The sequence below is a fragment of the Bacteroides xylanisolvens XB1A genome (genome assembly GCF_000210075.1).
GTDB classification, from domain to species: Bacteria; Bacteroidota; Bacteroidia; order Bacteroidales; family Bacteroidaceae; genus Bacteroides; species Bacteroides xylanisolvens.
The window spans coordinates 3737888-3762346 of sequence record NC_021017.1 but is presented as its reverse complement, the minus strand read 5'-3'; the positions used below and the strand labels follow the sequence as shown (position 1 = coordinate 3762346).

18 protein-coding genes are annotated in these 24459 nt (G+C 41.1%); 1 reads left to right on the top strand and 17 read right to left on the bottom strand.

Annotated features, from left to right (window positions below; genetic code table 11):
• From ndk to BXY_RS14535, 8 genes are all read right to left on the bottom strand, one after another.
• Positions 1-465, bottom strand: coding sequence for a nucleoside-diphosphate kinase (ndk, locus tag BXY_RS14570; protein WP_015532309.1), 465 nt, complete (start codon positions 463-465; stop codon positions 1-3).
• Between the two features lie 223 nt (positions 466-688).
• Complete coding sequence (gene recG, locus BXY_RS14565) at positions 689-2785, bottom strand: ATP-dependent DNA helicase RecG (RefSeq protein ID WP_015532308.1); 2097 nt, start codon at positions 2783-2785, stop codon at positions 689-691.
• Positions 2786-3445 (bottom strand): 2-C-methyl-D-erythritol 4-phosphate cytidylyltransferase, encoded by a 660-nt coding sequence (locus tag BXY_RS14560; protein ID WP_015532307.1) that lies wholly within the window; start codon positions 3443-3445, stop codon positions 2786-2788. It abuts the gene before it with no gap.
• A 7-nt stretch (positions 3446-3452) separates the two neighbouring features.
• The gene (locus tag BXY_RS14555; RefSeq protein ID WP_008020485.1) at positions 3453-4004 is read right to left on the bottom strand and encodes a DJ-1 family glyoxalase III; all 552 of its coding nucleotides are present in this window, start codon (positions 4002-4004) and stop codon (positions 3453-3455) included.
• A 27-nt stretch (positions 4005-4031) separates the two neighbouring features.
• A complete protein-coding gene (locus tag BXY_RS14550; RefSeq protein ID WP_015532306.1) occupies positions 4032-4904 on the bottom strand; it encodes a cell envelope integrity protein TolA in 873 nt (290 codons plus the stop codon).
• A 6-nt stretch (positions 4905-4910) separates the two neighbouring features.
• Positions 4911-5327 (bottom strand): ExbD/TolR family protein, encoded by a 417-nt coding sequence (locus BXY_RS14545; RefSeq protein ID WP_004305499.1) that lies wholly within the window; start codon positions 5325-5327, stop codon positions 4911-4913.
• A 7-nt stretch (positions 5328-5334) separates the two neighbouring features.
• Complete coding sequence (locus BXY_RS14540) at positions 5335-6051, bottom strand: MotA/TolQ/ExbB proton channel family protein (protein ID WP_015532305.1); 717 nt, start codon at positions 6049-6051, stop codon at positions 5335-5337.
• Positions 6048-6764 carry a pyridoxine 5'-phosphate synthase gene (locus BXY_RS14535; RefSeq protein ID WP_004307837.1) on the bottom strand — a complete coding sequence of 239 codons (717 nt, stop codon included), beginning with the start codon at positions 6762-6764 and terminating at the stop codon, positions 6048-6050. The genes BXY_RS14540 and BXY_RS14535 overlap by 4 nt, the downstream gene beginning before the upstream one ends.
• A gap of 148 nt (positions 6765-6912) precedes the next feature.
• Between BXY_RS14535 and BXY_RS14530 the strand changes: the two genes are divergently transcribed.
• Positions 6913-7782 carry an NAD kinase gene (locus BXY_RS14530; RefSeq protein WP_004307836.1) on the top strand — a complete coding sequence of 290 codons (870 nt, stop codon included), beginning with the start codon at positions 6913-6915 and terminating at the stop codon, positions 7780-7782.
• Positions 7783-8416: 634 nt separating this feature from the next.
• Here BXY_RS14530 and BXY_RS14525 read toward each other — a convergent pair.
• The 9 genes from BXY_RS14525 to BXY_RS14485 all read right to left on the bottom strand — a co-directional run bounded on the left by BXY_RS14525 (position 8417) and on the right by BXY_RS14485 (position 24136).
• Positions 8417-9289: a hypothetical protein gene (locus tag BXY_RS14525; protein WP_008776712.1), complete on the bottom strand. Its 873-nt coding sequence runs from the start codon at positions 9287-9289 to the stop codon at positions 8417-8419.
• 174 nt (positions 9290-9463) lie between these two features.
• Entirely contained in the window at positions 9464-11158 is a 1695-nt protein-coding gene (locus BXY_RS14520; RefSeq protein WP_015532303.1) for a hypothetical protein, read from the bottom strand.
• Positions 11159-11191: 33 nt separating this feature from the next.
• Complete coding sequence (locus tag BXY_RS14515; RefSeq protein WP_015532302.1) at positions 11192-13060, bottom strand: hypothetical protein; 1869 nt, start codon at positions 13058-13060, stop codon at positions 11192-11194.
• A complete protein-coding gene (locus BXY_RS14510) occupies positions 13047-15260 on the bottom strand; it encodes an alpha-N-acetylglucosaminidase (protein ID WP_229097043.1) in 2214 nt (737 codons plus the stop codon). The genes BXY_RS14515 and BXY_RS14510 overlap by 14 nt, the downstream gene beginning before the upstream one ends.
• Positions 15261-15363: 103 nt before the next feature.
• A complete protein-coding gene (locus BXY_RS14505; protein ID WP_134992994.1) occupies positions 15364-16824 on the bottom strand; it encodes a DUF3823 domain-containing protein in 1461 nt (486 codons plus the stop codon).
• Positions 16825-16844: 20 nt separating this feature from the next.
• Positions 16845-18695: a RagB/SusD family nutrient uptake outer membrane protein gene (locus BXY_RS14500; RefSeq protein WP_015532300.1), complete on the bottom strand. Its 1851-nt coding sequence runs from the start codon at positions 18693-18695 to the stop codon at positions 16845-16847.
• A 6-nt stretch (positions 18696-18701) separates the two neighbouring features.
• Positions 18702-21971 (bottom strand): TonB-dependent receptor, encoded by a 3270-nt coding sequence (locus tag BXY_RS14495; protein ID WP_243442493.1) that lies wholly within the window; start codon positions 21969-21971, stop codon positions 18702-18704.
• A 287-nt stretch (positions 21972-22258) separates the two neighbouring features.
• Complete coding sequence (locus BXY_RS14490; protein ID WP_015532299.1) at positions 22259-23401, bottom strand: FecR family protein; 1143 nt, start codon at positions 23399-23401, stop codon at positions 22259-22261.
• A gap of 144 nt (positions 23402-23545) precedes the next feature.
• Positions 23546-24136, bottom strand: coding sequence for an RNA polymerase sigma factor (locus BXY_RS14485; RefSeq protein WP_004297236.1), 591 nt, complete (start codon positions 24134-24136; stop codon positions 23546-23548).
• Positions 24137-24459: the final 323 nt, after the last annotated feature.

The window sequence follows — 24459 nt, the reverse complement described above, 5'->3', positions numbered from 1 at the left end:
TTAATATTCGTCGTTTGCATACAGGTAATCAAATGTAGCCTGCTTGTAATCGAATATTTCTTCCGGTTTAAAAAATCTCGTTAATTCAATAGCTGCAGTCTCCGGAGAATCGGATGTATGAACGATATTCTCTTGAAAGCTCATACTGTAATCCCCGCGAATGGTGCCTGGAGCAGCTAAACGTCCATTAGTCGGTCCCGCCAACGTACGGACTGTTTGAATAGCATCCACACCTTCGAAACAACAAACAATGACAGGAGTTGCCATCATCGAATCTTTCACACGCTGAAAGAAAGGTTTGCCGCTAAGGTGGGCATAATGTTCGCTTAACAATTCATCAGTCAGTTGCATCATCTTCATGCCGGCCAACCGTAATCCTTTACGTTCAAAGAGATGAGTAATCTCACCAACCAATCCCCGTTGAAGGGTACATGGTTTTAAAATGACCAGCGTTTTTTCAAGCATAATACTCGACTTTGCAAATGGTTAAACAATACATTTACTAAAAAAATTCCCCCAAAGGTAGTATTTTCCTATGAAAAGGCAAGAGAGTTATTAACTATTTTTCAGATGCTTAGTACAAAAAGAGGGAACAATTGAGCCGTTAAACTCCTATAAATAGGGAGAATAGGGACAAAATATGTTTTGCAACACATTTACGCAAATAAACTGCATGTTTAACCGTTTTTCAACTTATGGCAGCCCAGTTAACATTCGTTTTCCGCAAGGCTTTAAGTTGCCGCCACAAGATTTCATTCTCGGGATTCTGTGCCGCAGGGTCTTGTTCCACAATACTTTCAGCTATGGCACGAACGTATTGCAACAGTTGCCCGTCGCGTACAATATCCGCAATCTTCAAATCGAAAGCGATGCCGCTTTGCTGCGTACCTTCAAGATCACCGGGGCCACGCAATTTCAAATCGGCCTCGGCTATTTCGAAACCATCATTAGTGCGTACCATGATTTCCAATCGTTTCCGGGTGTCCTCCGTCAACTTATAATTCGTCACCAGAATACAATAAGACTGTTCCGCTCCACGTCCTACCCGGCCACGCAACTGATGCAACTGCGAAAGCCCGAAACGTTCTGCATTTTCAATAATCATCACCGAAGCATTCGGGACGTTCACTCCGACTTCAATGACGGTAGTAGCCACCATGATCTGCGCTTTGCCCGAAACAAAAAGCTGCATTTGCTCATCCTTCTCGGCTGGTTTCATTTTGCCATGCACTTTACAAACCGTACATTTCGGAAACTCTTCCAGAACATGTTGATATCCTTCTTCAAGGTTCTTCAAATCAATCTTTTCGCTTTCTTTAATCAGCGGATAGACAATGTAGACCTGACGTCCTTCTTCAATTTGTTTGTGCACCGAACGGTACATACTTTCCCGGCGGTTATCAAATTGGTGGATGGTAGTAATCGGTTTTCTTCCGGGTGGAAGCTCGTCGATAACAGACACGTCCAAATCACCATACAATGTCATTGCCAAAGTGCGTGGGATCGGGGTAGCAGTCATCACGAGCACATGCGGAGGTTGAACATTCTTACTCCAAAGGCGGGCGCGTTGTGCCACGCCAAAGCGATGCTGTTCGTCGATAACAACGAAGCCTAAAGAAGAGAAATTGACAGTATCTTCAATAACGGCATGCGTTCCTATTAATATCTTCACATCTCCGGTCAGCAATCCGGTCAGAATCGCTTCCCGCCTTTTGCCTTTAATAGAGCCTGTCAGCAGTTCGACACGGATATCCATGCCAAAGAGCAGTTCTTTGATCGTTTCATAATGCTGGTTCGCCAAGATTTCGGTGGGCGCCATCATGCAAGCCTGATAACCGTTATCCAACGCCAACAACATACTCATCAAGGCAACCAGTGTTTTCCCGCTTCCTACATCTCCCTGCAAGAGGCGATTCATCTGCCTGCCACTGCCGACATCGTTCCGTATTTCCTTCAATACCCGCTTCTGTGCACCTGTCAGTTGAAAAGGAAGATTCTTTGTATAAAATGTATTGAACACATCTCCCACTTTCTCAAAGATATATCCACGATATCTTTTTTGTCTGTCTTTGGCATAGCGGAGGATATTCAGTTGAACATAAAACAGCTCTTCGAACTTAAGGCGATATTGCGCCCTGCGAAGCACATCGGGATTGGTCGGAAAGTGGATATTCCGGAGAGCTTCCGTCAAAGGCATCAGATGATATTCCGCCAGCAATTTGGAAGAAAGTGTTTCAGGCAGAGGCTCCTGTATTTGCTGAATCACCGTTGCCATCATCTTCTCAATCGCGTGAGAGTTGAGGAAACTGCGCTTCATCTTCTCCGTCGTATTATAATAAGGTTGCAATCCCACCGAAGAAAGTTTCAAATCTTCCGGCTTGTCTACATCGGGATGCGCCACATTGATACGTCCGTTGAAAACAGTCGGTTTGCCGAAGATGATATATTCCTCGTGCAGTTTATACTTACCTAAGATATACTTAATGCCTTGAAACCACACCAAATCCACGACTCCCGTACCATCCGAAAAGTGCGCCGTCAAACGACGTTGACGTCCTTCGCCAATGGTTTCGAAACCGAGAATTTCTCCTTTCAACTGGATATACGGCATATTGCCATCTATTTCGTGAATGTAATAGATGCGGCTCCGGTCAATATATTTATAAGGGAAATAATAAATTAAATCGTGCAAGGAGTAGATTTCCAACTCCTTATTTAATACAGCGGCTTTTTGAGGGCCTACACCGGAGATAAATTTTATGTCGCGTGTGGCTAAATCGAACATTTATAAAAGAGCACTCCCCACTTTTAAATCGAAAGGAGTCGTTATTTTTATATTTTCACGGTTACCTTCCGCCAGATACACAGGCATTCCCATTGCTTCGACAACGGAAGCGTCATCTGTAAAGAAGGGAGTAAATTCTTGTGCATAGGCTTGTTTCAACAACTCTACATCGAACACCTGCGGTGTTTGAACCAGCTTGTAATCATTCCGGCTGACCGTTTCACTTCCGGTATCTGTCAGATGGCGAAGTGTCTCTACCACATCCACCACAGGAATCACTGCTTTCTGCACTTTTGCCAAGTCATAACAACGGCGAATCACCTCTACCGACACAAACGGACGTACTCCATCATGCACCCCTACCAGTCCCGGCCCTTGCACCAGTGCCAGACCGTTCTTTACAGAGTGAAAACGCGTTTCGCCTCCATCGGCAAGGGTATGTTCCACCGCAAAGCTGTGTTTTTGGCAAAGTTGCTTCCAAAAGTCCTGTTGTTCCCGTGGAAGCACTACTATGATTTGAAGTGTTTCGTCATATCTCCTAAATACTTCCAGGGTATGCATCAACACAGGTTTATCACCCATGGGAAGGAATTGTTTCGGGAGGTCACTTCCCATTCGCAAGCCCTTTCCACCGGCGACAATGATTACATATTTCTTCATGGACGGTTTAGCGTTTAACACACATCGCTTCTACCAGTTCGTCTACTTTTTCTTTACCTACCAACAGGTCAACGATTGTCAAAGCAAATTCCATGGCAGCACCCGGTCCCATACCGGTAATGATGTTTCCATCACGTACGACAGGTTCATTTACACATTCTGCACCATCCAGATATTGTTCAAAACTCGGATAACAGGTAGCCTTCTTTCCTTTCAGCAGTCCCAGTTTACCCAATACCATCGGAGCAGCACAAATGGCCGCAATAGGTTTACCTTTTGCGGCAAAATCAAGAATCAATTTACGCAACCCTTCGTGCTTGTCAAGTGTGGCAGCTCCCGGCATTCCTCCCGGCAACAGCAGCAGTTCAGCATCGAAGAAATCGCAATTCTCGAAGTTGATATCGCAAAGGACGGATACGTCATGTGCTCCCACTACAATTTCATCCGGCGTAACGGATACGATTTCTACATTAAGTCCGGCACGTCTCAACGTGTCAATAGCAGTAAAGGCTTCAATTTCTTCAAAACCATCTGCAAAAAAAGCGTATACAGTTCCCATAATCCTTTATATATTTGGTTAATGATACTATCTCAAGTTAAAATAATAGGTGATTGTCCCTGTCTGGTTATTCACCCCATCTATCGTATTAAAACGGGCTTTCTTCGCTGCATCCTCCGCCGCCTTACGCAAAGCGGAATTTACCGTATTCGTTTGAGGGCTAATACTGGTCGATATCACTTGCCCTGCAGGATTCACGGTGATATTCACCACTACACGTCCTTCTTCCTGCACATTATATACAGGCTTCGGCAAACTGCCCGTACCTAAAGAACGTCCGCCAAGGTCAAATGTTCCATAACCTCCGGTTCCGGTCTTCGCTCCGGTAGAAGAATTTCCCTCCTTGCTACCTTCGGTTCCCGTGCCACTAGCCGCTGTTCCTTTATTTCCTGTCATTTGCGCTCCCTTTCCAAACGCACCGGACACCCTCTTTCTGGCAGCTTCTTCGGCAGCCTTACGTTCACGTTCCGCTTTTTCTTCTGCCAGCCGTTTCGCTTCCGCAGCTTTTTCGGCTTCCGTTTTTTCGGGCTTCTTCACCGGTTCTTTCGGCTTGACCACCTCTTTAGGTTTCACCGTTTCTTTTTTCGGTTCTTCCGTCTTAGGTTTCAGGGTTACTGTTTCCTCTTCAGTCTGCGTCAATAAATCCTGTTCCGAAGGAAGTTCCGGTGCTGTTTCCGCGGGTGCTGCCGCATCTTCATCCATGATATCCACGTCTACCAGAGAGGGATCATCGAAGCCACTCGCTGCGTCTACATTTCCCATCATTACAGGCACTCCGCCTGCATCTTCATCCGGTTGAGGGACAGTAAAGCTCACCAGAATCAAAAGAGCAATCACTGCCACATGCACCAACAGTGCACCCAGCGCTCCTATGTATTCACCCTTTTTTCTTCTGTCCATTGTTTCTTATTTATTTTCAGGCGGGCGTGTAGCCAACACCATCTTAAAATGATTCTCGTTTGCAATGTTCAATACCCTTACGATCTCACGGTAAGGTACCGATTCATCTGCATACAATGCCACGTACATTTCCGGCTCCTTCTCTGCGCAACTCTGCAAGAATGAAGTCAGATCGTTCAGCGCCACCGGCTGCTCTTTTTCATTGCCGAAAGCGGCATAGAAATTCAAGTCTTTATCGATAACCACTCTTGTCAGCGGTTTGGCCGAAGTCTGCTGCTTGCCTTGCGGCAACAGGACTTTGATAGCATTGGGCGACACCACCGTAGAGGTTATCATAAAGAATATCAGCAACAGGAAGATGACGTCCGTCATGGAAGCCATGCTGAAATTGGGCGATACTCTATTTCTTCTTTTTAATCCCATCAGCCTATTATTTTGCCGGCTCGTTCAACAAGTCCATGAACTCCATTGTACGAGACTCCATTTTATTTACCACACGGTCTACCAGCATCACCAGATAATTGTAGGCAAACATAGCAATGATACCGACAATCAGACCACCGACCGTAGTAATCATAGCTTCATAGATACCACCAGAAAGCAAAGTGATATCAATGTTTCCGCTTCCGGCATTCGCCATTTCATAGAATGCACGTACCATACCGGTCACCGTACCGAGGAATCCGAGCATCGGAGCACCTCCGGAAATAGTTGCCATTACAGTCAATCCTTTTTCCAGCTTTGCCACTTCAATATTACCTACATTCTCAATAGCTACCTGTACATCGTTAATAGGACGTCCTAAACGGCTGATCCCTTTTTCTATCATACGTGCCGAAGGGGTGTTTATCGTACGGCAATAGTTAATAGCCGCTTTGATCTCATCGCTATGAATATAGTCTTTAATCCGCTCCATAAACATCGGGTCCTCTTTTCCTGCCTTACGAATCATGTAGTTACGTTCAAACAGGATATAGAAACAGACAACCGACAATACACCCAGCACAATCATAATCCATCCACCCTTGATAGCCATATCAAGCATGTTCATTTCAGGAGCATTCACCTCCGTCAATACGGGGTTGGCAGTAGCCAGCGAGTCGGCCATATTCATAGCCCCTTGGGCTAACAAGATCATTGCATTCATGAGCGTAGACAGTTTTTATATTCCTGAATGGTACGTTCGAGTCCCAGATACAACGCATCGCTAATCAACGCATGTCCGATGGAGACTTCATCCACCCAAGGAATGTTTTTATAGAAATAATTTAAATTAACCAGACTCAAGTCGTGTCCGGCGTTCAATCCGATACCCAGTTTACGGGCAGTCTTTGCGGCTTCGATAAAAGGAGCGATGGCAGCTTCCGGATTCTTCGGATAGTTCGTTGCGTATGGTTCGGTATACAGTTCGACACGATCCGCTCCCGCTTTTGCTGCATATTCCACCATTTCAGGATCGGCTGCCACAAAAACGGAAGTACGAATACCGGCGCTGTTAAACTGATCGAGAACTTCAGTAAGGAATTCCAGATTTGCTTTGGTGTCCCAACCGGAATTAGAAGTAATTTGTGAAGGATCATCGGGAACCAAAGTTACTTGATGAGGTTTAACTTTCAACACCAGGTCAATAAACTCCGGAGCGGGATAACCTTCGATATTAAATTCCGTGCGCAACAAAGGGCGCAAATCATATACATCTGAACGACGAATGTGGCGTTCATCGGGACGAGGATGAACAGTGATACCGTCTGCACCAAAAGATTCACAATCAAGCGCTACCTTTACTACATCGGGAACATTTCCTCCGCGAGCATTCCTTAGCGTAGCAATCTTGTTTATGTTTACACTTAATTTAGTCATAGTTCTACGTTATATTTGCCGCAAAAATACAAATATTATTATTAGTTGCCTAATAATACGAAACGCATTATGGGTTCTTTTTTGGTTATTTAAAGTAGAAATCCAAGAAAAAATGCCAAATTTGCATCCTGAACTAATGATATTGCTTATGAAATTCGCCATTTTCGGAAATACTTATCAGGCTAAAAAGTCCTCTCATGCTGTCACCTTGTTTAAACTTTTAAAGAAACAGGGAGCAGAGATTGGTATGTGCAGGGAATTTTATCAATTCCTAGTTTCTGAAAATATGGATATTAAAGCAGATCAATTATTTGATGGTGATGATTTTACTGCCGATATGGTAATCAGCATCGGAGGCGACGGAACATTTCTGAAAGCTGCCCGCCGCGTAGGAAGAAAAGGGATTCCTATTTTGGGAATTAACACAGGACGTTTAGGATTTCTGGCAGATATTTCGCCGGAGGAAATGGAGGAAACATTTGATGAAATCCAAAACGGCAGATATAGTGTGGAGGAACGGAGCGTACTTCAGTTGATCTGCAACGACAAACATCTCCAAGATTCTCCTTATGCCCTCAACGAAATAGCTATTCTCAAACGAGACAGCTCCTCAATGATTAGTATCCGGACAGCTATTAATGGCGCGTATCTGAATACTTATCAAGCTGACGGGTTAGTAATTGCCACTCCAACAGGTTCCACAGCCTACTCTTTGAGTGTAGGAGGCCCGATCATCGTCCCTCATTCCAACACTATTGCCATCACTCCGGTGGCTCCACATAGTCTCAACGTCCGCCCTATCGTTATTCGGGATGACTGGGAGATTACATTAGATGTAGAAAGCAGAAGTCACAACTTCCTCGTCGCCATCGACGGGAGGAGCGAGACTTGCAAAGAAACGACTCAACTAACCATCCGTCGGGCAGATTACAGCATAAAGGTAGTGAAACGTTTTAATCACATTTTTTTCGATACACTCCGCAGCAAAATGATGTGGGGAGCTGACGGAAGACGGTAAGCAGTTCACATTATGCAACCGTTATTCCTCATCACCCGATTCAACTATACGGTACTTAAAAATAGAACTTCTAAAAAAAGGGACATTCAAGCTGTTGGGAATGCAACAAATTGGGTATAGATTCCAACTAAAGAGAAAAAGGGCCGGGATTTACTATCTTCAGAAATCAGATTAACATGATTTCCCCCTATATTTACTCAATAAGATTAAAATTATACTGATTGCATTTGCAAATCATTCTTTTATAGACAACAGTCCTTCATTTTATCAATTTCTCCTTATCTTTATTCGCATACAAACTAGAGAGAAAAACTGCTTCCAATCATTCCCATATGACTTCCTCACCGAGAAACGAACTGTCCCTCACCGAGGAAGGATAAGTTCCTCGGTGAGGGACAGTTCGTTGATTTTAATCCAACGAAGGCTTCTACGATTAAAAAGCCGCATATTGTATGCAAATTCATGCTACATTCACCCTATTTTCTGTATATTATTGCAATTATTTATGCAGTTCTTTCCCCAGTTCATCCATAAAAGAACAGCTGTTACCCGAAGAAATATTAAAAACAGACCATCGGGTTAGTTAATATAGAAGAAAAATAAAATATCGATAGAGAAAAATAATACCCCGATATTAATTTAATGTAAACGACTGCGAACCAATCAGGTTCCCGCCTTCAAAAATATCTACCCGGTAATTTCCGGCATATAGAAACTCTTCTACATCCCAAAACACATTGATATTCTGTTCTTCTCCGTTATACTCAATATACTTCTTAATTGAATAAACCAATGTACGGTTTTCATAAGGGAAAGTATTGGATGCACTCTTGGTCAGTACATCATTATCGGGTTTGGTAATACGTATATAAATGGTACGTTCACCGTTTTCAGCAGTTATATTCTTCACGACCGTGAAACTGATAGCCAATTTCACCACATCTTTCACCTTCTTCGCCACTTTACCGCGTTTATTGCGTGGTTCGATACGAATATTAGTTGCATCGAGTTGTGCGGCTAACGTCACCTTCTTATCCAGATTTTTCTTTTCTTCGGAAAGGTTACTGATTTGTTGTGAAGCCTGATTATATTTTTGTGTTACTTCTGCAATGACCTGTTTCTGCTGTGCAGCCAGTTTATTTAGTGAATCAATCTGATTAATATAACCAACCATTACTTTACGTAAAGTAGCCAATTCTTTCTTTAAACGACGAATCTCTGTTGCATTCGAACTCTTCACAGTACGAAGTTCTTCTAATAGACGTTGGGTCTTTAACTGTTCCTGTTCTAACAATACTCCTAATGAGTCATTAGTAACCTTAAACTTCAATTCATCATATTCTTGCACAAAACGACTATATTCGTTTTCCAGATCTTCCTTATCCAATTGGAATTCCTGCACTAACTCCCGATTAGCTTTTTTTTCGGTAAACAATAAATAAGTAATACCAATAATAGCTATCACCAAGATAGCCACGGCCGCAATAAGAAGGCTTTTTTTACTCATAGTTTCAGTTGTGAATTGATAACGTGCGCAAAAGTAATCATTTCGCAACAGAAGTCAAGCAGAAAAGCAGAGAGTTTTTTGATAACCCTCTGCTAATCCATACAATTTTAACTTATTTGCTTGCTAACTTATTCAGTTCAGCAGGTGTTACTACTGTAACCAATAAACATCTTGCTACTTTTTCTTAAAAGAATGAAAGACAAGTCCCGGAATATTATTCGTTACTAGTTTAAGATCACCCATATTTAAATACAATGCATTCTTACATTGAGTCTGATATTGTTTTACCCCAATCTGTTCCACTATATTCTGTACAACCTCTTCACAAGGAGAATTTATTCCATCGGATAGGTTCCACAATTCTTCCACATTATCTTTGCGCTTAGTAACAAACCGAAATCCCCTTTTCTTCAATTCCTGTACCAACTCTTCTTTCCCGATACGTGCATTCACATGTACGGTTTTATTCTCCAAGAGAACACCTTTTTCATAAGTATCCACCACTTTCTGTATATCACGTTTTATCCTGTCGATCGTTGATACAGGAGGAACAAACTGCCAAAACAATAATGGAATATATCCTTGAGTCAACTCATACAAAGGTTGTGATATTAAATATTCATTTAAATAAGTCCCCTGTACGGAAACCTTTGTTTGCTCCCGATTCTTATACATAAAATACATACCCATATTTGCACCGAGATTATACATATCCATCATATCATGAGTAGCAATCAAAGAATAAACTTGTGCCGGAGTATGTTCACAAATACCTTTTGATATATTATCAATCTGCCTGTTGACAACACCGCTCTCCCAATCGGCCAAGTCCTTACCTTTTTCAAGAGATAACGTATCATAGTCCACGACATTTCTTGATATCGTTTTGATGTCATGCTCTGAACCGGATTGGGTATATAAAATATAAAGAGAGCCGTCTGCATACTCCTGACCATCCACTCCGGTTTTACTAAGTTTCCGACAATAAGATTCACTTTTCACGTCTTCTCCTATGCCTGCGATAATTACATTTTCTACTTCATGTTCTATTATAAACTTCCGATATTCATCAGGCAAAGCCAATAATTTTATCCAGGCAACTCCGACACCATCCATGGAAGCATCATATCCCAATGTCGCATAACAGGGTACTCCAGCTTGCGAGGAATATTCCAATATAGAAGAAACTTCTTTGGTAGAATTGACAGAAACCAAAAAATGTAATGGCAATACGGGAGCCTCCATAGCTGCAGAAAGATAAGGAACCGCCGGTACTCCCGTAGCTATTATCACAGTTTTAAGTTTCTTCGACTTACCCAAATACTCATTATATAAATCTACTGTATGCTGAACGGATTGTTGAAGGAAATCAGGTGTCCCCCATACCGGTTTGGGACCTCCTCCCGGACCAATCCGCCATGTATGGCTCACACCTGCCGTCAGATTAGCTAAAGATTTTTGGACAGCATATTCCGCACTCATCCCACCATCGAGCATAAACACATTCAAACCTTTATATTCCTCTTTAGCAATCTGATAGGTAGTCAACATTCCGGGAGTTACCACCCTAAAATAAGAAGAATATGTCAACTGTCCCTCCTCTTTTTGATAAACACCTACGGCTGCAGGCGTAAATTCTGAAGGAACTTCCCAAACAAATGGTTCTCCGCCAATCTCCGCAAGAACCGGTTCTCCTTTCTTGGAGAGATATTTCAGTATAATCGTTTTACCTTCTGACTTCCCATCAAAAGTAAACACAACCTTCTCCCCTTGTGAATAAACGAATTTATCCGTCAGCACACGAGCTCCAATCTCTCCTCCTGCCAATAGTGCAATGAAGAAAGTTACCATCAATTGTTTTATATTCATTTCGTTAGTTTAAATCTTAAATCCGATGTTATATCAATGTTCTACTAATCTCATATTTCCAACCTGTGCACAAATAGTACGAAGCTCCTCCAATGTCAGGTACTCCATCGACTTAACCGTATTCCGATACTTCTGCACTCCAATACGTTCAATTATATCATAAGCAAATTCTTCAGCCGAACCTATTTTATGATTAATGCGTCCCAAATACTCTTCCGTTTCTCCATCATCTTCCGGATTCCATTTATCTACACTCTGCCTAATTCTAATATTCTCCGAAGTGACACCTCTTGCTGTCAGCTCGTCATAAAACTCATAGCGTCTCATATTAGAATTCAGATAGAAAGATCCCTCATACAAATGATCAACAACATCAGGAAAATACCCGGCAATAGCTGACTTCAGATAACCATCAATACGTTCTACTGTAGAAGCCGCCGAATTAAATTGCCAATATAATAAAGGTACATATCCAACAAACGCTTCATATTGAGGGTGATTCGTAAGATACTCGTTAAAAATAACTCCATTCACAAAAGGTGCCTGCAACTTGCTTTGATTCTTTTTTATATATTGAAGCGTCAGGAAAGAAGATATATTGTACAAAGCCATCATATCATCAGTCTCAATCGTATAAGCTTTCACATTTGCCATCGCTTGCGCAGAGCCGGATATATTGGCTATCTGATCATCGACAATTCCACTTTCCCAATCAGAGATATACTGTCCTTCACCCAATTTTAACTGATTATAGTCATACAACCGATGTTTCAGTGCGTCAATATCAGCATCCGAACCAAAGTTAGTATACAATATATATAAAGAACCAGGTGCATATTCATCGGTAATTGTATTCTGCGTCAAAACCCTTCGGGAATAAGACTCTCCATGTCCTTCCTGACCTACTCCATAAATATAAACTTCTTCTACCTGATGATCTTTTATAAATTGCTTATATTCTTCCGGCAAATCCAATAATTTTATCCAGGCAACTCCCACTCCGGGCATAGAACCGTCATAACCCAATGTGGCATAAGAGGCATATCCATTTTGATTGGAATAATCGAGTATAGCTTGTACTTCGGAAGCAGAATTAACCGATACCAGATAATGAATAGGTAAATAGGCTGCCCCCATCATTGTTGCAAAGTAAGAAACAGATGCGATCCCCGTTCCAATCACCACTCTCTTTATCTTTGTGGCAGCTCCGATCTCCGAATTGTAAAGCTCAACAGTTTTGCGAACGGAACGTTGCAAAAACTCCGGAGTAGGCGCAACCGGATAAGTACCACCCTGCGGAGCCTCCTCCATGGTGGCAGCTATTCCCTGATCGAAAGCAACTATCGTTTTTAATACACCGAACCCGGCACTCATATCTCCTATCTGACGATAAACAGGAAGTCCCTGATAATCTAACTTTTGAATATCGTAAGTCAACAGCGACTGCTCGTTGACAGCTCTGAAATATGTTCCGTCAATTGTAGTGGTTATCCCATCTTCAAAATCTAACAGGAACTTGACAGCACAGAAGGAAGAAGGCTTTAATGCAGCTGGAAGGGTATACAGTGTCCCGGTATCCACAGGAACAGATTGTCCCGGTTCTATTTGAATATGGGAAGCAACAGACTTTTCTGTCAATACACACCCTCCATCATCCAAGTTCTGAATCACCACTTTTACTTCACGAATATCCATCGGATAGTTCGTTTCATTTTTCAAGGTAAAAGAGCAATTTACAGGATCTCCCGGCCAATAGGCAACTTTATTTAATTTCACATCAGAGGCTTTAGCCATTGTTGTACGAAAGCCGTCATCAACAACTTCCGAATCTTTGCATCCGCTCATGATAGCCAATGCAGAAAAAGCGATGATTATACTTGAAATATAACTAATTATTCTCATTGTGTTTTTCTTTTAAAATTGAATCCTTGTATTTATTCATCAATAAAGTAGCAATCTCAACAACATTACCAACCGGTTCGGAAGGATAACGTTCATGTGACTTGACCCAGTCAATTTCAAACTGCGTCACTCTTTGATGAAAAGCATCAGCATTAAACGGCTGCTTGTTAGAAACAGAGCGAATAACTTCATCTATAAACATTTCCCAACGAGGCGCATAATATCCCGATACTAAACCTCCCCAAGTACGATTTGCGTAATCGTTTAAACTCTGATCTTTATCTCCCCAGGTTGAAACGATAGTACGGGCATTTTCTTCGTAATAGTTTTTAGAAACTTCGTCTGTACCTAATGAACGGGCATCTTCAATCCATTTTCCCAGTAAAAAAGAAGATTGTGTACTTAATAAAGTATCAACATCACGCAGTAGTTGTTTCATTTCAGCTCCTTTTTGTTTTAATAGCGGTAATTGCTTCCGGGAATAAGCTTCCGCAAATTCATCGCGAAGCTTCCCGAAATAATTCCCCAGCACTTGCCTTCCTATATTAACAACATCATATTCATAAGCAGAATGTCGATGTTCTCCGGCTTTCAACAACATCTCCCATACCTCAAACAAAGTTTCATTAGAATACGCTACCGTAGGCGTAGTTGTCCAATTGCCATTTCCTTTTAAACAAGGACGCGCATTCATCAATGCCCCTTGTCCCAAAGCAGCTGGTACTGTATAAATACTGTCATAAAGCAATTTCCATGCCCGACGCATTTGTTGGTTTCTCAAGCCAATTCGCCTGTCTGCCAGTTGTTCTATCCATACAGAGTCCGGCAGATTACAATCCCATGCTTTACTGAAAACATATTCATACATGAAAGGATTTACATCAAACCCCTCCAAAGTAGAACCCAGTCCCGAAAAGTTTTCTCCACCATTGGTATATACATTTTCGATTCGTTTCCCCACTTCTTTGGTGTTTCCGGCAAGCATTGTATTTCCTCCGAAATTTCCTAAATAGCACCATAAATATGGTTGCCCGAAATACCGATCTGTCTGCTTCCAGACTTCAGTATTCTCACAATAATAGTCCAGTAGCAACAGTTTATCTTGAGGGACTGCTTTCAAGAAAGCTTCTACCCGTTCGTTTGTCCATAAATGTCGGTCAATATAGAATAACCATGTCATTTGTAACCAAGTAGCATCCGGATCGACATGCGTCATCGATTGATAAATATGCTTCGAGCAATTGGCTAAAAATTCCGGTTCCCAACTTGGAGGGGCTACTTCATTAAAAGGATCTGCCCCATAAATATGGTCTGTTCCGAACAACTTAGTTTGCTCTTCCAGAAACTCTTTCTGTATGGTTGCAAACAATGGGTCAAGCGGATCCAGAAAGTGGCTTCTGTATTTATCCTCGAAACCTCCCCAAGAGCTCATCCGGCTAATCTTAGCTTCCGGATAGATTCTTTTAAGTTCCGACGGTACATGTCCGGCAAATGCAGGAAGTATGGGGCGCATATTAAATTGACGTTCACGGGCTACGATTTGTTTCTGCAATGCTTCTTGTGTATCCAGCCATTCTTTAGGCAGAGGCCCCTGCCAATAATCCAGGTTAGACATACGATGCCAAGGCAAGTGAGCAGGCCCTGTGAAATAGTTCCGTATTTCCTCATCCGTCAATCCTAATTTCGTCCATACGCGATACCAGACAGATTCTTGTCCGGTGATTGCCAAAGGCATATTGATTCCATTTAAAGCCATCCAGTCTATCAACCGTTCCCAATCCTTCCATGTCCACCATGGCATTGTATAACCGAAGGTACAGTAATTAAGAAAGAATCGGTTCTTGCAACGGGCAGTCGAAGTTATTTTTGCCGGTGGCATGGGTAATACTTCCGGCATCTCCACCGTATCGTTCACATACCAGGAAACAGAGGTAAGGCAGTAATGATTCAGATAATAGTTCAGCCCTACAGCCATCGAATTTGCGTTATTTCCCCGTATTCGTACTGTTCCTCCTTGCGCTTCTATTTCATACCAATCTTTATCAATCTTTTCCGATTGTTCAAAACTAAATTGGGAAGCATACTCCGGAAATAAACGTTCCACCATCTGTTGCATCGCTTTTTCATCTTCTGTACTTTCTTTGCAGGAAGAACACAATACGATCAACATCAGTAGAAATAAACATTTAATCTTACACATACTATTTATATTTTCATTTATATATTTCTTTTAAAAAACGAATGTATCCGATGTTACCCACTAGACACATTCGCTTGTCAAAGGGAGTAGTGTGATTACCGACCTAGTTGGTAATCGTCAGATGTGTAAGTCCCGCATCATCAAAATTCTTTTTAGTAAGCGGCACATCCGGTCCTATAATAACTGTGTTAAGTTTCTTCAGTTTCTTCAGAACTGTCAGGTCAACTTTCGGATTAATCGTTTTATCCACCGAGAAACCTTTACCCTTTATGATAGAAAGTGTTTCCAGATTAACAAAAGGTAAAATATCAACCAATGTTTGTATTTCTCCCTGAATCGTCAGTGATTTAAAGTTCTCTATATCCTGGCAAGCAGGCATACGGTCGGCAAATCCTATCAACCATGTGTCCCACCAATCGAAATATTCAAAACGTAAATCGGTAGTGGACCAGTCTTCGCCGATTGTAGGACCATATATCAATGCCCATTCACCGGATAATGATTTTTTAAATTCCGAATCATTGTAGAAAGGAACATTTTCCGGACGGGTGTTTGAGGCAGGTACATATTTATCCATCAAAGATTTAGTCTGTACTTCAATCGTTTGTTCCGGACCGGCAACTCCTTTCGCCAGAAGTTGTACTTTGATTGTACTCTTTTTATTATGAGGCAAATTGGCAACGTATGAATAATCCGTAGGTTTAAATTTATCCATCACCTCTTCACCATCCCGATCCGTATAAGAAACCTTTATCTCGTCAACAACGGGAGGAAATGCCCACTGCAAAACAGCAGAAGTGGCACTACTTACTCCGACAGCGGCTTCAATCGGTAAGGAAGACAAATCAATATCTGTCGTATTAATCACAGTCTGTTCTGAATAATTCCAGTAATCTCCTGCTGATTCCGTACGTCCCAAAGCTCTTAGATAATATGTGCTGTTAGGGTTTAAGAACAGAGTCTCCGTAAATTCTCCCGACAATTCTGTCAAATTCTTCTTTATTCGTTTGTAAGTATGTGAACCGCTTTCGCTTTCATTCATAGCCGTACGTTGTCCGGGATATTGCTCTTTGCCATATACCAATCCTATTTCCTGATTCTTGGAGCGTTCGTCATTTACCTGATAAGTAAAAGTAACGTTCGCTGTAATGCCGTACAACACTTCCACCTTCTTGATTTTCAATGTTACATTAGGGGTAACAATCAAGTCCATTTTCTTCAAACTACGAATATCACCATAAATGGTATCCAACTCAAAGAACGGTCCGTTCGCCCATACTTTATAGCGGGAAGGATATACTTTGGTATTGCGATATGTTCCTTCAGGAAGTGTGTTATACTCCAAGGGAACCGCTACATTTCCATACTCCAGATCAAGTAACTTTAATTTAGCTCCATAATATTCGGTAGCCACCTTTTCACCGGTCAGCCTGTCAATAAAAGCGCCTTCGTAGCCACCGGTCAAATCGTCCACACGTTCGTCAAGCTCACACCCTGACAGATTCAGTGTTAACACTGCTAAAAGTAACAGTTTGATATTTATATATAATCTAGCTCTATTCATATTCTTTTCTTTTAGGGTTATCAATTCCAACCGTCATTCTGCACGATACCCGGGCTTTTGCTTAAAGGAAGCGGACAATAATAGTCTCTTTCCTCGAACCATTTCACTCTCGTAGCCAAATCCGGTGCTTCTACTTTCTCCAACGTATAATAAACGGAGGCAGGAGAAGTTGTTTCATCGATATGAAGAATGGGATAGAGAGCCTTCAACGTTTTATTGTGCATCTTTTCTTCCCCAATGCGCCAACGCTTCAAGTCCCAATAACGGAATCCTTCATACATCAAGTCTATCCGGCGTTCATGCCGTACAACCTCCAAGTCCATCGTTTTGGCAGGCAATCCTCCATGTATACTACGCAATTGGTCAAAAGCGACTTGGGCAACCGCTAAATAGTCATTCACTCCATAGGTTGAAAGCTCAACGGCAGCTTCAGCCAAATTTAAAATAACCTCGCCATACCGAATAACGACTGCATCCTGATCGTTTTCTTGTATAAGATAATCATCCAGCCTCTTCACTCCATAAAGTGTTTTTTTCAGAAAAAATCCCCAGTTAGTAGTTCCTGCGGCAGAAAGGTTCAAGAAGATACCATCTGCTCCACTTTTCATGTATTTTTCGTGACCGGGCACTTTCCCTGCTCCCATCCAATCTTCTGATTTTTCATAAGAATATTCTTCAGTAGTTCCATCTGTCCTTTTCACAAGTGTTTTCCGGTAAATAGAGAAACGTTCTCCCAAAAACTCTCCTCCCGGATAAATAACAGTAGCATCCAGACGTTTATCACGGTTTGCAAAAAAATCTTCGGGATTATTCTTTGAAGCGGCATAATCCAATGGCTGGATCTTGCCGTCTAATGTTTCAAATTGTTCGACAACATCTAAAGGAGGAACCATAAAGGCACAATAACTAGACCGTTTGATACGATAAGATTGGTACCAGTAATCTTCATATACAGCTACTCCTGTCTTGGCAACGTTAGCAAAACGGAAAATTATCTCATTATTATTTTCATCTTTTCCATTAAACAAATCGCCAAATTCAGTAGAGAGCGCATACTTACCATCATCAACGATTTCCTTTGCTGCTTTTGCCGCTTCCAATAAATATGTTTTCGCCATTTCTTTGCGGATTCCCTGGAAACTATTATTTGAAACTTTTCCATACTTAGCAATAGTCCCCGCATACAACATAGCCCTCGACTTCAACGCCAAAGCTGTATACCGATTGGCACGGTCACGATCTTCTGCTGCAATACGCTGTACTTTCGGAAGCAATACAAGAGCCGAGTCCAAGTTATCTTTTATATAATCCCAGGATTTTTCCTCTGTAGAACGATTGTTGATGGAACTTACATCATCCAACGGACTTGAATACAAAGGCACGCCCCCATATCGTTTCACCATCTCAAAATACAGATAAGCACGAATAAAATAAGCCTCACCGACTGTACTCAACACCCCTTCATTATCCGAATTCTTATAAGTGGCGATAAACTTATTAACAATATTGATTGTCTTATAATTCCATACCGCCTCAAATATTTCACCTTTGCTTTGAGAAAAGACTCCTCCAAAAACAGTACCCGGAGTGTTATTTCTCATGACCCCATTCTCGTAGGTAATATTGCTCGCTCCATCATCGGTAAAAGCATCCAGATGATGTTGCCTGTACGACATTGCTCCGTCACCGATACAATGGATTGATTTACGTAATTCCGCATAATTGGATAAGAACTGTGCTTCTGCCAGTTCGGGATATTTGGCAATGTCCTCTTCACTAAGAATGGTTTTCGAATCGACAGTAAGCCAATCGCTACATCCACAGCACAAGCTCAATGCCAATACCATATATATGATAGATTTTACTTTCATAACCTGTTAGAATTTAAGATTTATACCTACATTAAATGACATGATTTGCGGATAGCTGGCAAACGAATACTGACTTTCAAGCTGTTCCGGATCAAAGAATTTCTGTGAGGAGAAGGTCAGGCAGTTATAAAGATTCGCATAAATCCTCAACTGTTTGATATTAGCCTTCTGGGTAATTCGTTGTGGCAAAGTATATCCCAATTCCACATTTTTCAGACGAATGTAACTTCCATTCCACATCCAAAAATTAGAACTTAGACGATTGATCGTTACTGATGTAAAATCCCGGACCGCAGGAAAATACCCGGGTATCCATTCTGAATTCGGATCAGTATAATCGGCACGATGCCAACGATCGCCGAAATATTCCCAAGTGTTCAGGTTGGTAGCCCCTTCCTGGAAAGCATCCATATCGAAAGCACCGATCTGGAAGTCCGACAATGCTCCTCCCTGCCAGAACATGGAGAAATCAACTCCCTTCCAGGAAAGTCCCAGGTTAATACCATATACCAACTCCGGATAAGCATTTCTTCCGATAGGACGTTGGTCATAATCATCAATATAGCCATCGCCATTCCAGTCTTCATACTTTAAGTCACCCGGCAATATGGCACTGTTATTATTCGAATTATTATGCATGGGCGCATTAACTATTTCTCCATACGACTGATAACGTCCAATACAGTTATATCCCCAACGTACGTTATTCCAATGTCCTTCAGTGTTCCATTTCCATTCGTCATAACCGCTTGTAAATCTTCCGTGCTCAATGTTCCCTTTCCGAGTCCTGGACCACGACATATTTCCTCCGACAAAATAGTTGACTTCTCCTATTTTATGCTGATGATTTAATGAAAATTCAAAACCACGGGTGTTGTCATGGTCTAAGTTATACCAAGTGGCTAATGCTCCTGCATTATCATTGGCCTTTTGTGCCGGAAGTCCCTTACGCTGACGATAGAACACATCTGCCGATCCGCTAAGTAAGCCATTCCACAACTTAAAATCAACACCTGCATTTATCATTGATGATGTAGCCCATGTAAAATCCGGATTAGGATTCAAAGTGGGGTTCAATCCATAGATGATGCGGTCGCCAAAATTCATCGGAGTACCCGGGTATTGATAGCCGCTTTGAAAATAGTATTGCTCATTATTGGCATAATATTGACTGGCAGCCGACAAGTCACCCAATTCTCCCCAGGAGGCACGAATTTTAAACTCATTCAAGACTTCCTTCAACGGGTTCATAAACTCTTCGTTTGTCAGCATCCATCCTACAGAGGCAGAGGGAAAGAAGCCCCACTTATCGGCAAAATACTGGGCACCATCATATCGGAAGTTGAAATCGACAAAATACTTGGAACGGTAATCATAAGAGAAACGACCGATGAAAGAAGCCGTCCTGTATTTACGGAAAACTTCACTATTTGTCACTTGTTTATTGGCAATTCCACCCGCCATCATATCCAACACAGTAGAAGGAAATTCCCCACGAGACGTAACAGTAGAACGGTTTTCCGCATCCGAAAATTCAAAGACCAGTCCGCTGTTTATATTATGATTCCCGAACGAACGGATATAATTGATAAAACCTTGTCCGGTTATATTATAGGAAAAACCATCTTCCAAACTCAAACTTGCTTTATTGGCATTAGAGGCGGAAACACTCTCATAATATTCCTGCGCATCCTCCCGATAGCCCATATAAACGATATTCATATTCCAGTTCTTATTCCACGAATCAGATTGCGTATATCCCATCGTAGCCTTCAAAGAGAGCCCCTCTACAAAGGGAACCTTATACTCCAAAGAAAAATCCACATTCAGATTCTTGGCTATTTTCTTGGAATATCCGGATGCCTCTTTATCCGCCAATGCCATCGGATTCACCGTGCCTTCCCCACCAAAAGCATAATAGTCGTCATGCCCCGGCCACTTTACCGGAATATTCGGAGCCATATCTTTCATTTTGCGGGCTATCTCATACGAAGCGGATCTCGGATAATTCAGACTGTTAATGACAGCTCCCACTCCGACAGATAACTTCAAGTTTTTCAGTATATCCGCATCCAAATTACTACGGAAATTGAAACGATTCTTATCAGTAGAATTTGTTGACCAAATACCTCCCTGATATAAATAGCCGGCTGAAATAAAATAACTGACTTTATCTGTGCCTCCCGAAATATTGATATTGGACTGGGTGATAGGAGCGTTCTTTATCATTTCCTCATACCAATTGGTATTATAAGCATAGTCACGTGTAGCCATATCAGCGGGAGTAATCACCGCGTTCTTATCATTAATCAATTTCATATTAGCATAATATTCACCGACTAATGTCTGCCACAGCGGGGTTGATGCGGGCTGTGGATAGTTATGCGACATTTGCAATCCGAAGCGTGTATTGATATCCAATGTCGTCGGTTTGTTTTTTCCTCCTCTTTTGGTTGTTACAAGAATAACTCCATTTGCTCCCTGCATCCCATAAACAGCGGCAGCCGATGCATCTTTCAATACAGAAACGGACTCAATTTCGGAAGGATCGATATCACTATAATTTCTTCCCGGAATGCCATCCACTACCACCAAAGCAGAACCAAAACCGCGAATTTTCAAATCGGCACCATCCGAACCCGGTTCAGCACTGGTCTGACGGGAAAAGACTCCGGACACACGCCCTGTCAACGCATTCTCCAGATTGGGGACTGTGGACTTAACTAATTCCTGATTGTTTATAGTCGAGACGGAACTGATTAATTTCTCACGTGTACGGGTCGTATATCCCACCACAACCACTTCATCAATTGTTTTTGTATCTTCAACCAACACCACTTCCGCCAGCTTATTCATTTCTTTTGCCGAATAAGTCATAGGAGCAAAACCGATATAGGAGAAAATAATCTGCGAATCATCCGAAGGCACATGGATGGAATAAGCACCATTAAGATCACTGACGGTCCCGATATTAGTACCTTGCACTACAATACTAACTCCGGGCAACGGTTCACGAGACTGGTCGAATACCACTCCTTTTACAATAGAGCTTTGACCTTCTTTCTTCGTTTTTTCCTGCAATACTTTCTTTTTAATAGTTATCTGTTTTTTATTAATGCTATAGGTAAGCTCCATGTTAGCAAAAACTTTATCCAGAATTTGCTCTACTGTCATGTTTTTGAAACGTGCAGGAACCTTCACATCCTTATCTATCAATACGTCATAGTAGAAAAAGACATAATCACTCTTTTCTTCTATCTTCTTAAAAAGTTCCATTAGTCCCAACTCTTTATAGTCCAAAGTAATTGTTTTCTTCTGGGCATACAATTCAGTAGGAAAAGCGGATAGCAGAAACACACCCAATGCTAGAAAAAAGCATATAAAGGGCCTTCTCACACTTAGGCAAGTGTGATTCTTTTTTTGATGTTTTTCATTCATCTGTTTAAGAATTAAAATTATACTTCAATATTTTAAGGCTATTCTATTACGAATAAAACTGGCTGGTATCCTTTCCCTCTCAAAAGGATAAATTAGAGTATGGTTTTTCACATATTAATCATAGGCTATTTTTTCTTTATTGTTACTTTATAAACATTGTTTTCCTTACTTATTACCACAGGAGCCGTTTCTGTGATAGTATTCAATATCTGTTCGATCGTATCGTCCAAATTCAGTTTTCCGCTACAAGTGATTTGTTGTTGTTTATCATAATCAATTCTTACGTTATAGTATCTGGACAGTTGTTTGAGTATTCCGCCAAGCTCTGTGTTTTTAAACGATAATCGTCCCTCCTTCCACGACACATAATCCTCCACATTCACTTTATCTACCACATATTTATCAGTGGATTGCCTGAACCGGTCATTGGGTAAAATACGTACAGATTCTCCATTAGATGCTGTTACCTCCACTTTACCTGTAACCAGCACAACACTTTTCTCTACATCTTCCCGATAAGCCGAAACATTGAAAGAAGTTCCCAACACTTTTACTCCCATATCCGACGTCTTAATAATAAAAGGTTTCTCCGGATTAGGAGTCACGTCAATATATATTTCTCCATCTACATATATTTCACGCTTCTTATCCTCAAAATGTGTTGGATATAGAAGCACCGTTCCTGCATTCGCCCATATTTTCGTACCATCGCAAAGAGTGACACGGGCACGTTTGCCATACGAAACAACTAATTTATTAAATTCCCCTTCACCAGCATCTGTCATCATTTGATCGTAAGCCAAATCCGGATTACCTTCAAAAGTTTCTTTCAACTGATCGTCAACAAAAAGCTGCGTTTTACCACTCATAAACACAGAGTCATTCACTTGCAACAAAGCTAGATAATCAATTGCCGGAGCACTTTTCCAAATAACCTCTACCGAAACAAACAGGATAAGAATAGCTGCCGCAACTGAAGCGCTCCACCATCTCATCTTATACAATCGATGTTTACGTTGAGACATTTTCCGATTTTGAATGGCTTGTTCCAGTTTCAAACAAGCATTATCCACTTCTTTTGGGGGTAAAACCGGCTTTTCCCACTTCAACGCCGCCAGTCTCTCCATCGCTTCTTTTAAATACGGCTCACGATCGGGACAATCGGCAATGATTTTTCGATAATAATCTCCTTCTCCGGAATAATACCAGAAAAGAAATAAATCATCGTTCAAAAAATCGGCTGTAGTATATGATGAATATTCTTTCATTATTTATTTCAATTAAAGACCTGTTTACTATATATACGAGATTCGTATGCCTTTCATCTCCTTTTTTCCTCAAAAAAATAAATAAAAAAGCAGAGAGGTATAGGTTTACGCTCCCCACCTTCCGTATACAATACTCTTTTTCAATTATTTAAAGACAGAAACGCCATGCAGGTATAAGATAAGAAAAAACAGAAAATAATCTTTTGAATCCAGTTTTCTTAATTTCTCCATCGCTTTAAAGACTTGTCCGCGCACCGTTTGAATTTTCATATCCAGCATTACCGCAATCTCTTCATAAGGCATTTCCTCTATAAAATGTAAATAGACTATTTCCCGCTGATGATCTGTCAGCAAATCAAGAATTCTATTCACCCTTTTTTTCAGTAATAAGTCTTCTTCATCAGAAATAAAGCTTTCTTCAACGGATACGGATAATTTAAAACTCCTTTCCTCTTCTTCTATAGAAGATGTATCTTTCTTTGTACGCTCCCAATCAATCAGCTGATTCCTAACCGAACGCAACAAATAAAATTTTATTTTCTTCTCATCAATACACAGGCGCTCATTGAAATACAATTTTAGATATACTTCTTGAATTGCATCTTTCACATCTTCGGTATTGAACCCCAAACTCACTCCATAAGCATACAAATCTTGATAGTAGAATTTGTAAAGTGCAATAAATTGCATATCCCCTTCCTGAACAGATTGATGATTTGATTCCCAGAACTTCATTTTGATATTTTCGATATTTTCAGCAGTTCATTAAACTTTCAATTAACAGATTGGCACAAAGATAATAAGCTTTCGGACTTTATTCGTTCATTATTTAAAAAACTTGCCAGGTTCCCTGCCACTTTAACTGGTATCTTCTTTTTCCATACAAAAATGAATCAAGCATACGGTTGAAAGGTATTGCCAAAAATTCTCCATCAAGATACTATCGTTATTTCTTTCTCTGCCTAATATTATTAATCTCATTGCTTATTATTACTTCGTTCCACTATAGTTACTCTTGCGTTCAACTATAGTTATCCGTAAGGGACACTATAGTTATT

Coding starts and splice junctions, on each gene's coding strand:
- ndk (WP_015532309.1), bottom strand. CDS start 465: ATGCTTGAAAAAACGCTGGTCATTTTAAAACCATGTACCCTTCAACGG.
- recG (WP_015532308.1), bottom strand. CDS start 2,785: ATGTTCGATTTAGCCACACGCGACATAAAATTTATCTCCGGTGTAGGC.
- BXY_RS14560 (WP_015532307.1), bottom strand. CDS start 3,445: ATGAAGAAATATGTAATCATTGTCGCCGGTGGAAAGGGCTTGCGAATG.
- BXY_RS14555 (WP_008020485.1), bottom strand. CDS start 4,004: ATGGGAACTGTATACGCTTTTTTTGCAGATGGTTTTGAAGAAATTGAA.
- BXY_RS14550 (WP_015532306.1), bottom strand. CDS start 4,904: ATGGACAGAAGAAAAAAGGGTGAATACATAGGAGCGCTGGGTGCACTG.
- BXY_RS14545 (WP_004305499.1), bottom strand. CDS start 5,327: ATGGGATTAAAAAGAAGAAATAGAGTATCGCCCAATTTCAGCATGGCT.
- BXY_RS14540 (WP_015532305.1), bottom strand. CDS start 6,051: ATGAATGCAATGATCTTGTTAGCCCAAGGGGCTATGAATATGGCCGAC.
- BXY_RS14535 (WP_004307837.1), bottom strand. CDS start 6,764: ATGACTAAATTAAGTGTAAACATAAACAAGATTGCTACGCTAAGGAAT.
- BXY_RS14530 (WP_004307836.1), top strand. CDS start 6,913: ATGAAATTCGCCATTTTCGGAAATACTTATCAGGCTAAAAAGTCCTCT.
- BXY_RS14525 (WP_008776712.1), bottom strand. CDS start 9,289: ATGAGTAAAAAAAGCCTTCTTATTGCGGCCGTGGCTATCTTGGTGATA.
- BXY_RS14520 (WP_015532303.1), bottom strand. CDS start 11,158: ATGAATATAAAACAATTGATGGTAACTTTCTTCATTGCACTATTGGCA.
- BXY_RS14515 (WP_015532302.1), bottom strand. CDS start 13,060: ATGAGAATAATTAGTTATATTTCAAGTATAATCATCGCTTTTTCTGCA.
- BXY_RS14510 (WP_229097043.1), bottom strand. CDS start 15,260: ATGTGTAAGATTAAATGTTTATTTCTACTGATGTTGATCGTATTGTGT.
- BXY_RS14505 (WP_134992994.1), bottom strand. CDS start 16,824: ATGAATAGAGCTAGATTATATATAAATATCAAACTGTTACTTTTAGCA.
- BXY_RS14500 (WP_015532300.1), bottom strand. CDS start 18,695: ATGAAAGTAAAATCTATCATATATATGGTATTGGCATTGAGCTTGTGC.
- BXY_RS14495 (WP_243442493.1), bottom strand. CDS start 21,971: ATGGAACTTTTTAAGAAGATAGAAGAAAAGAGTGATTATGTCTTTTTC.
- BXY_RS14490 (WP_015532299.1), bottom strand. CDS start 23,401: ATGAAAGAATATTCATCATATACTACAGCCGATTTTTTGAACGATGAT.
- BXY_RS14485 (WP_004297236.1), bottom strand. CDS start 24,136: ATGAAGTTCTGGGAATCAAATCATCAATCTGTTCAGGAAGGGGATATG.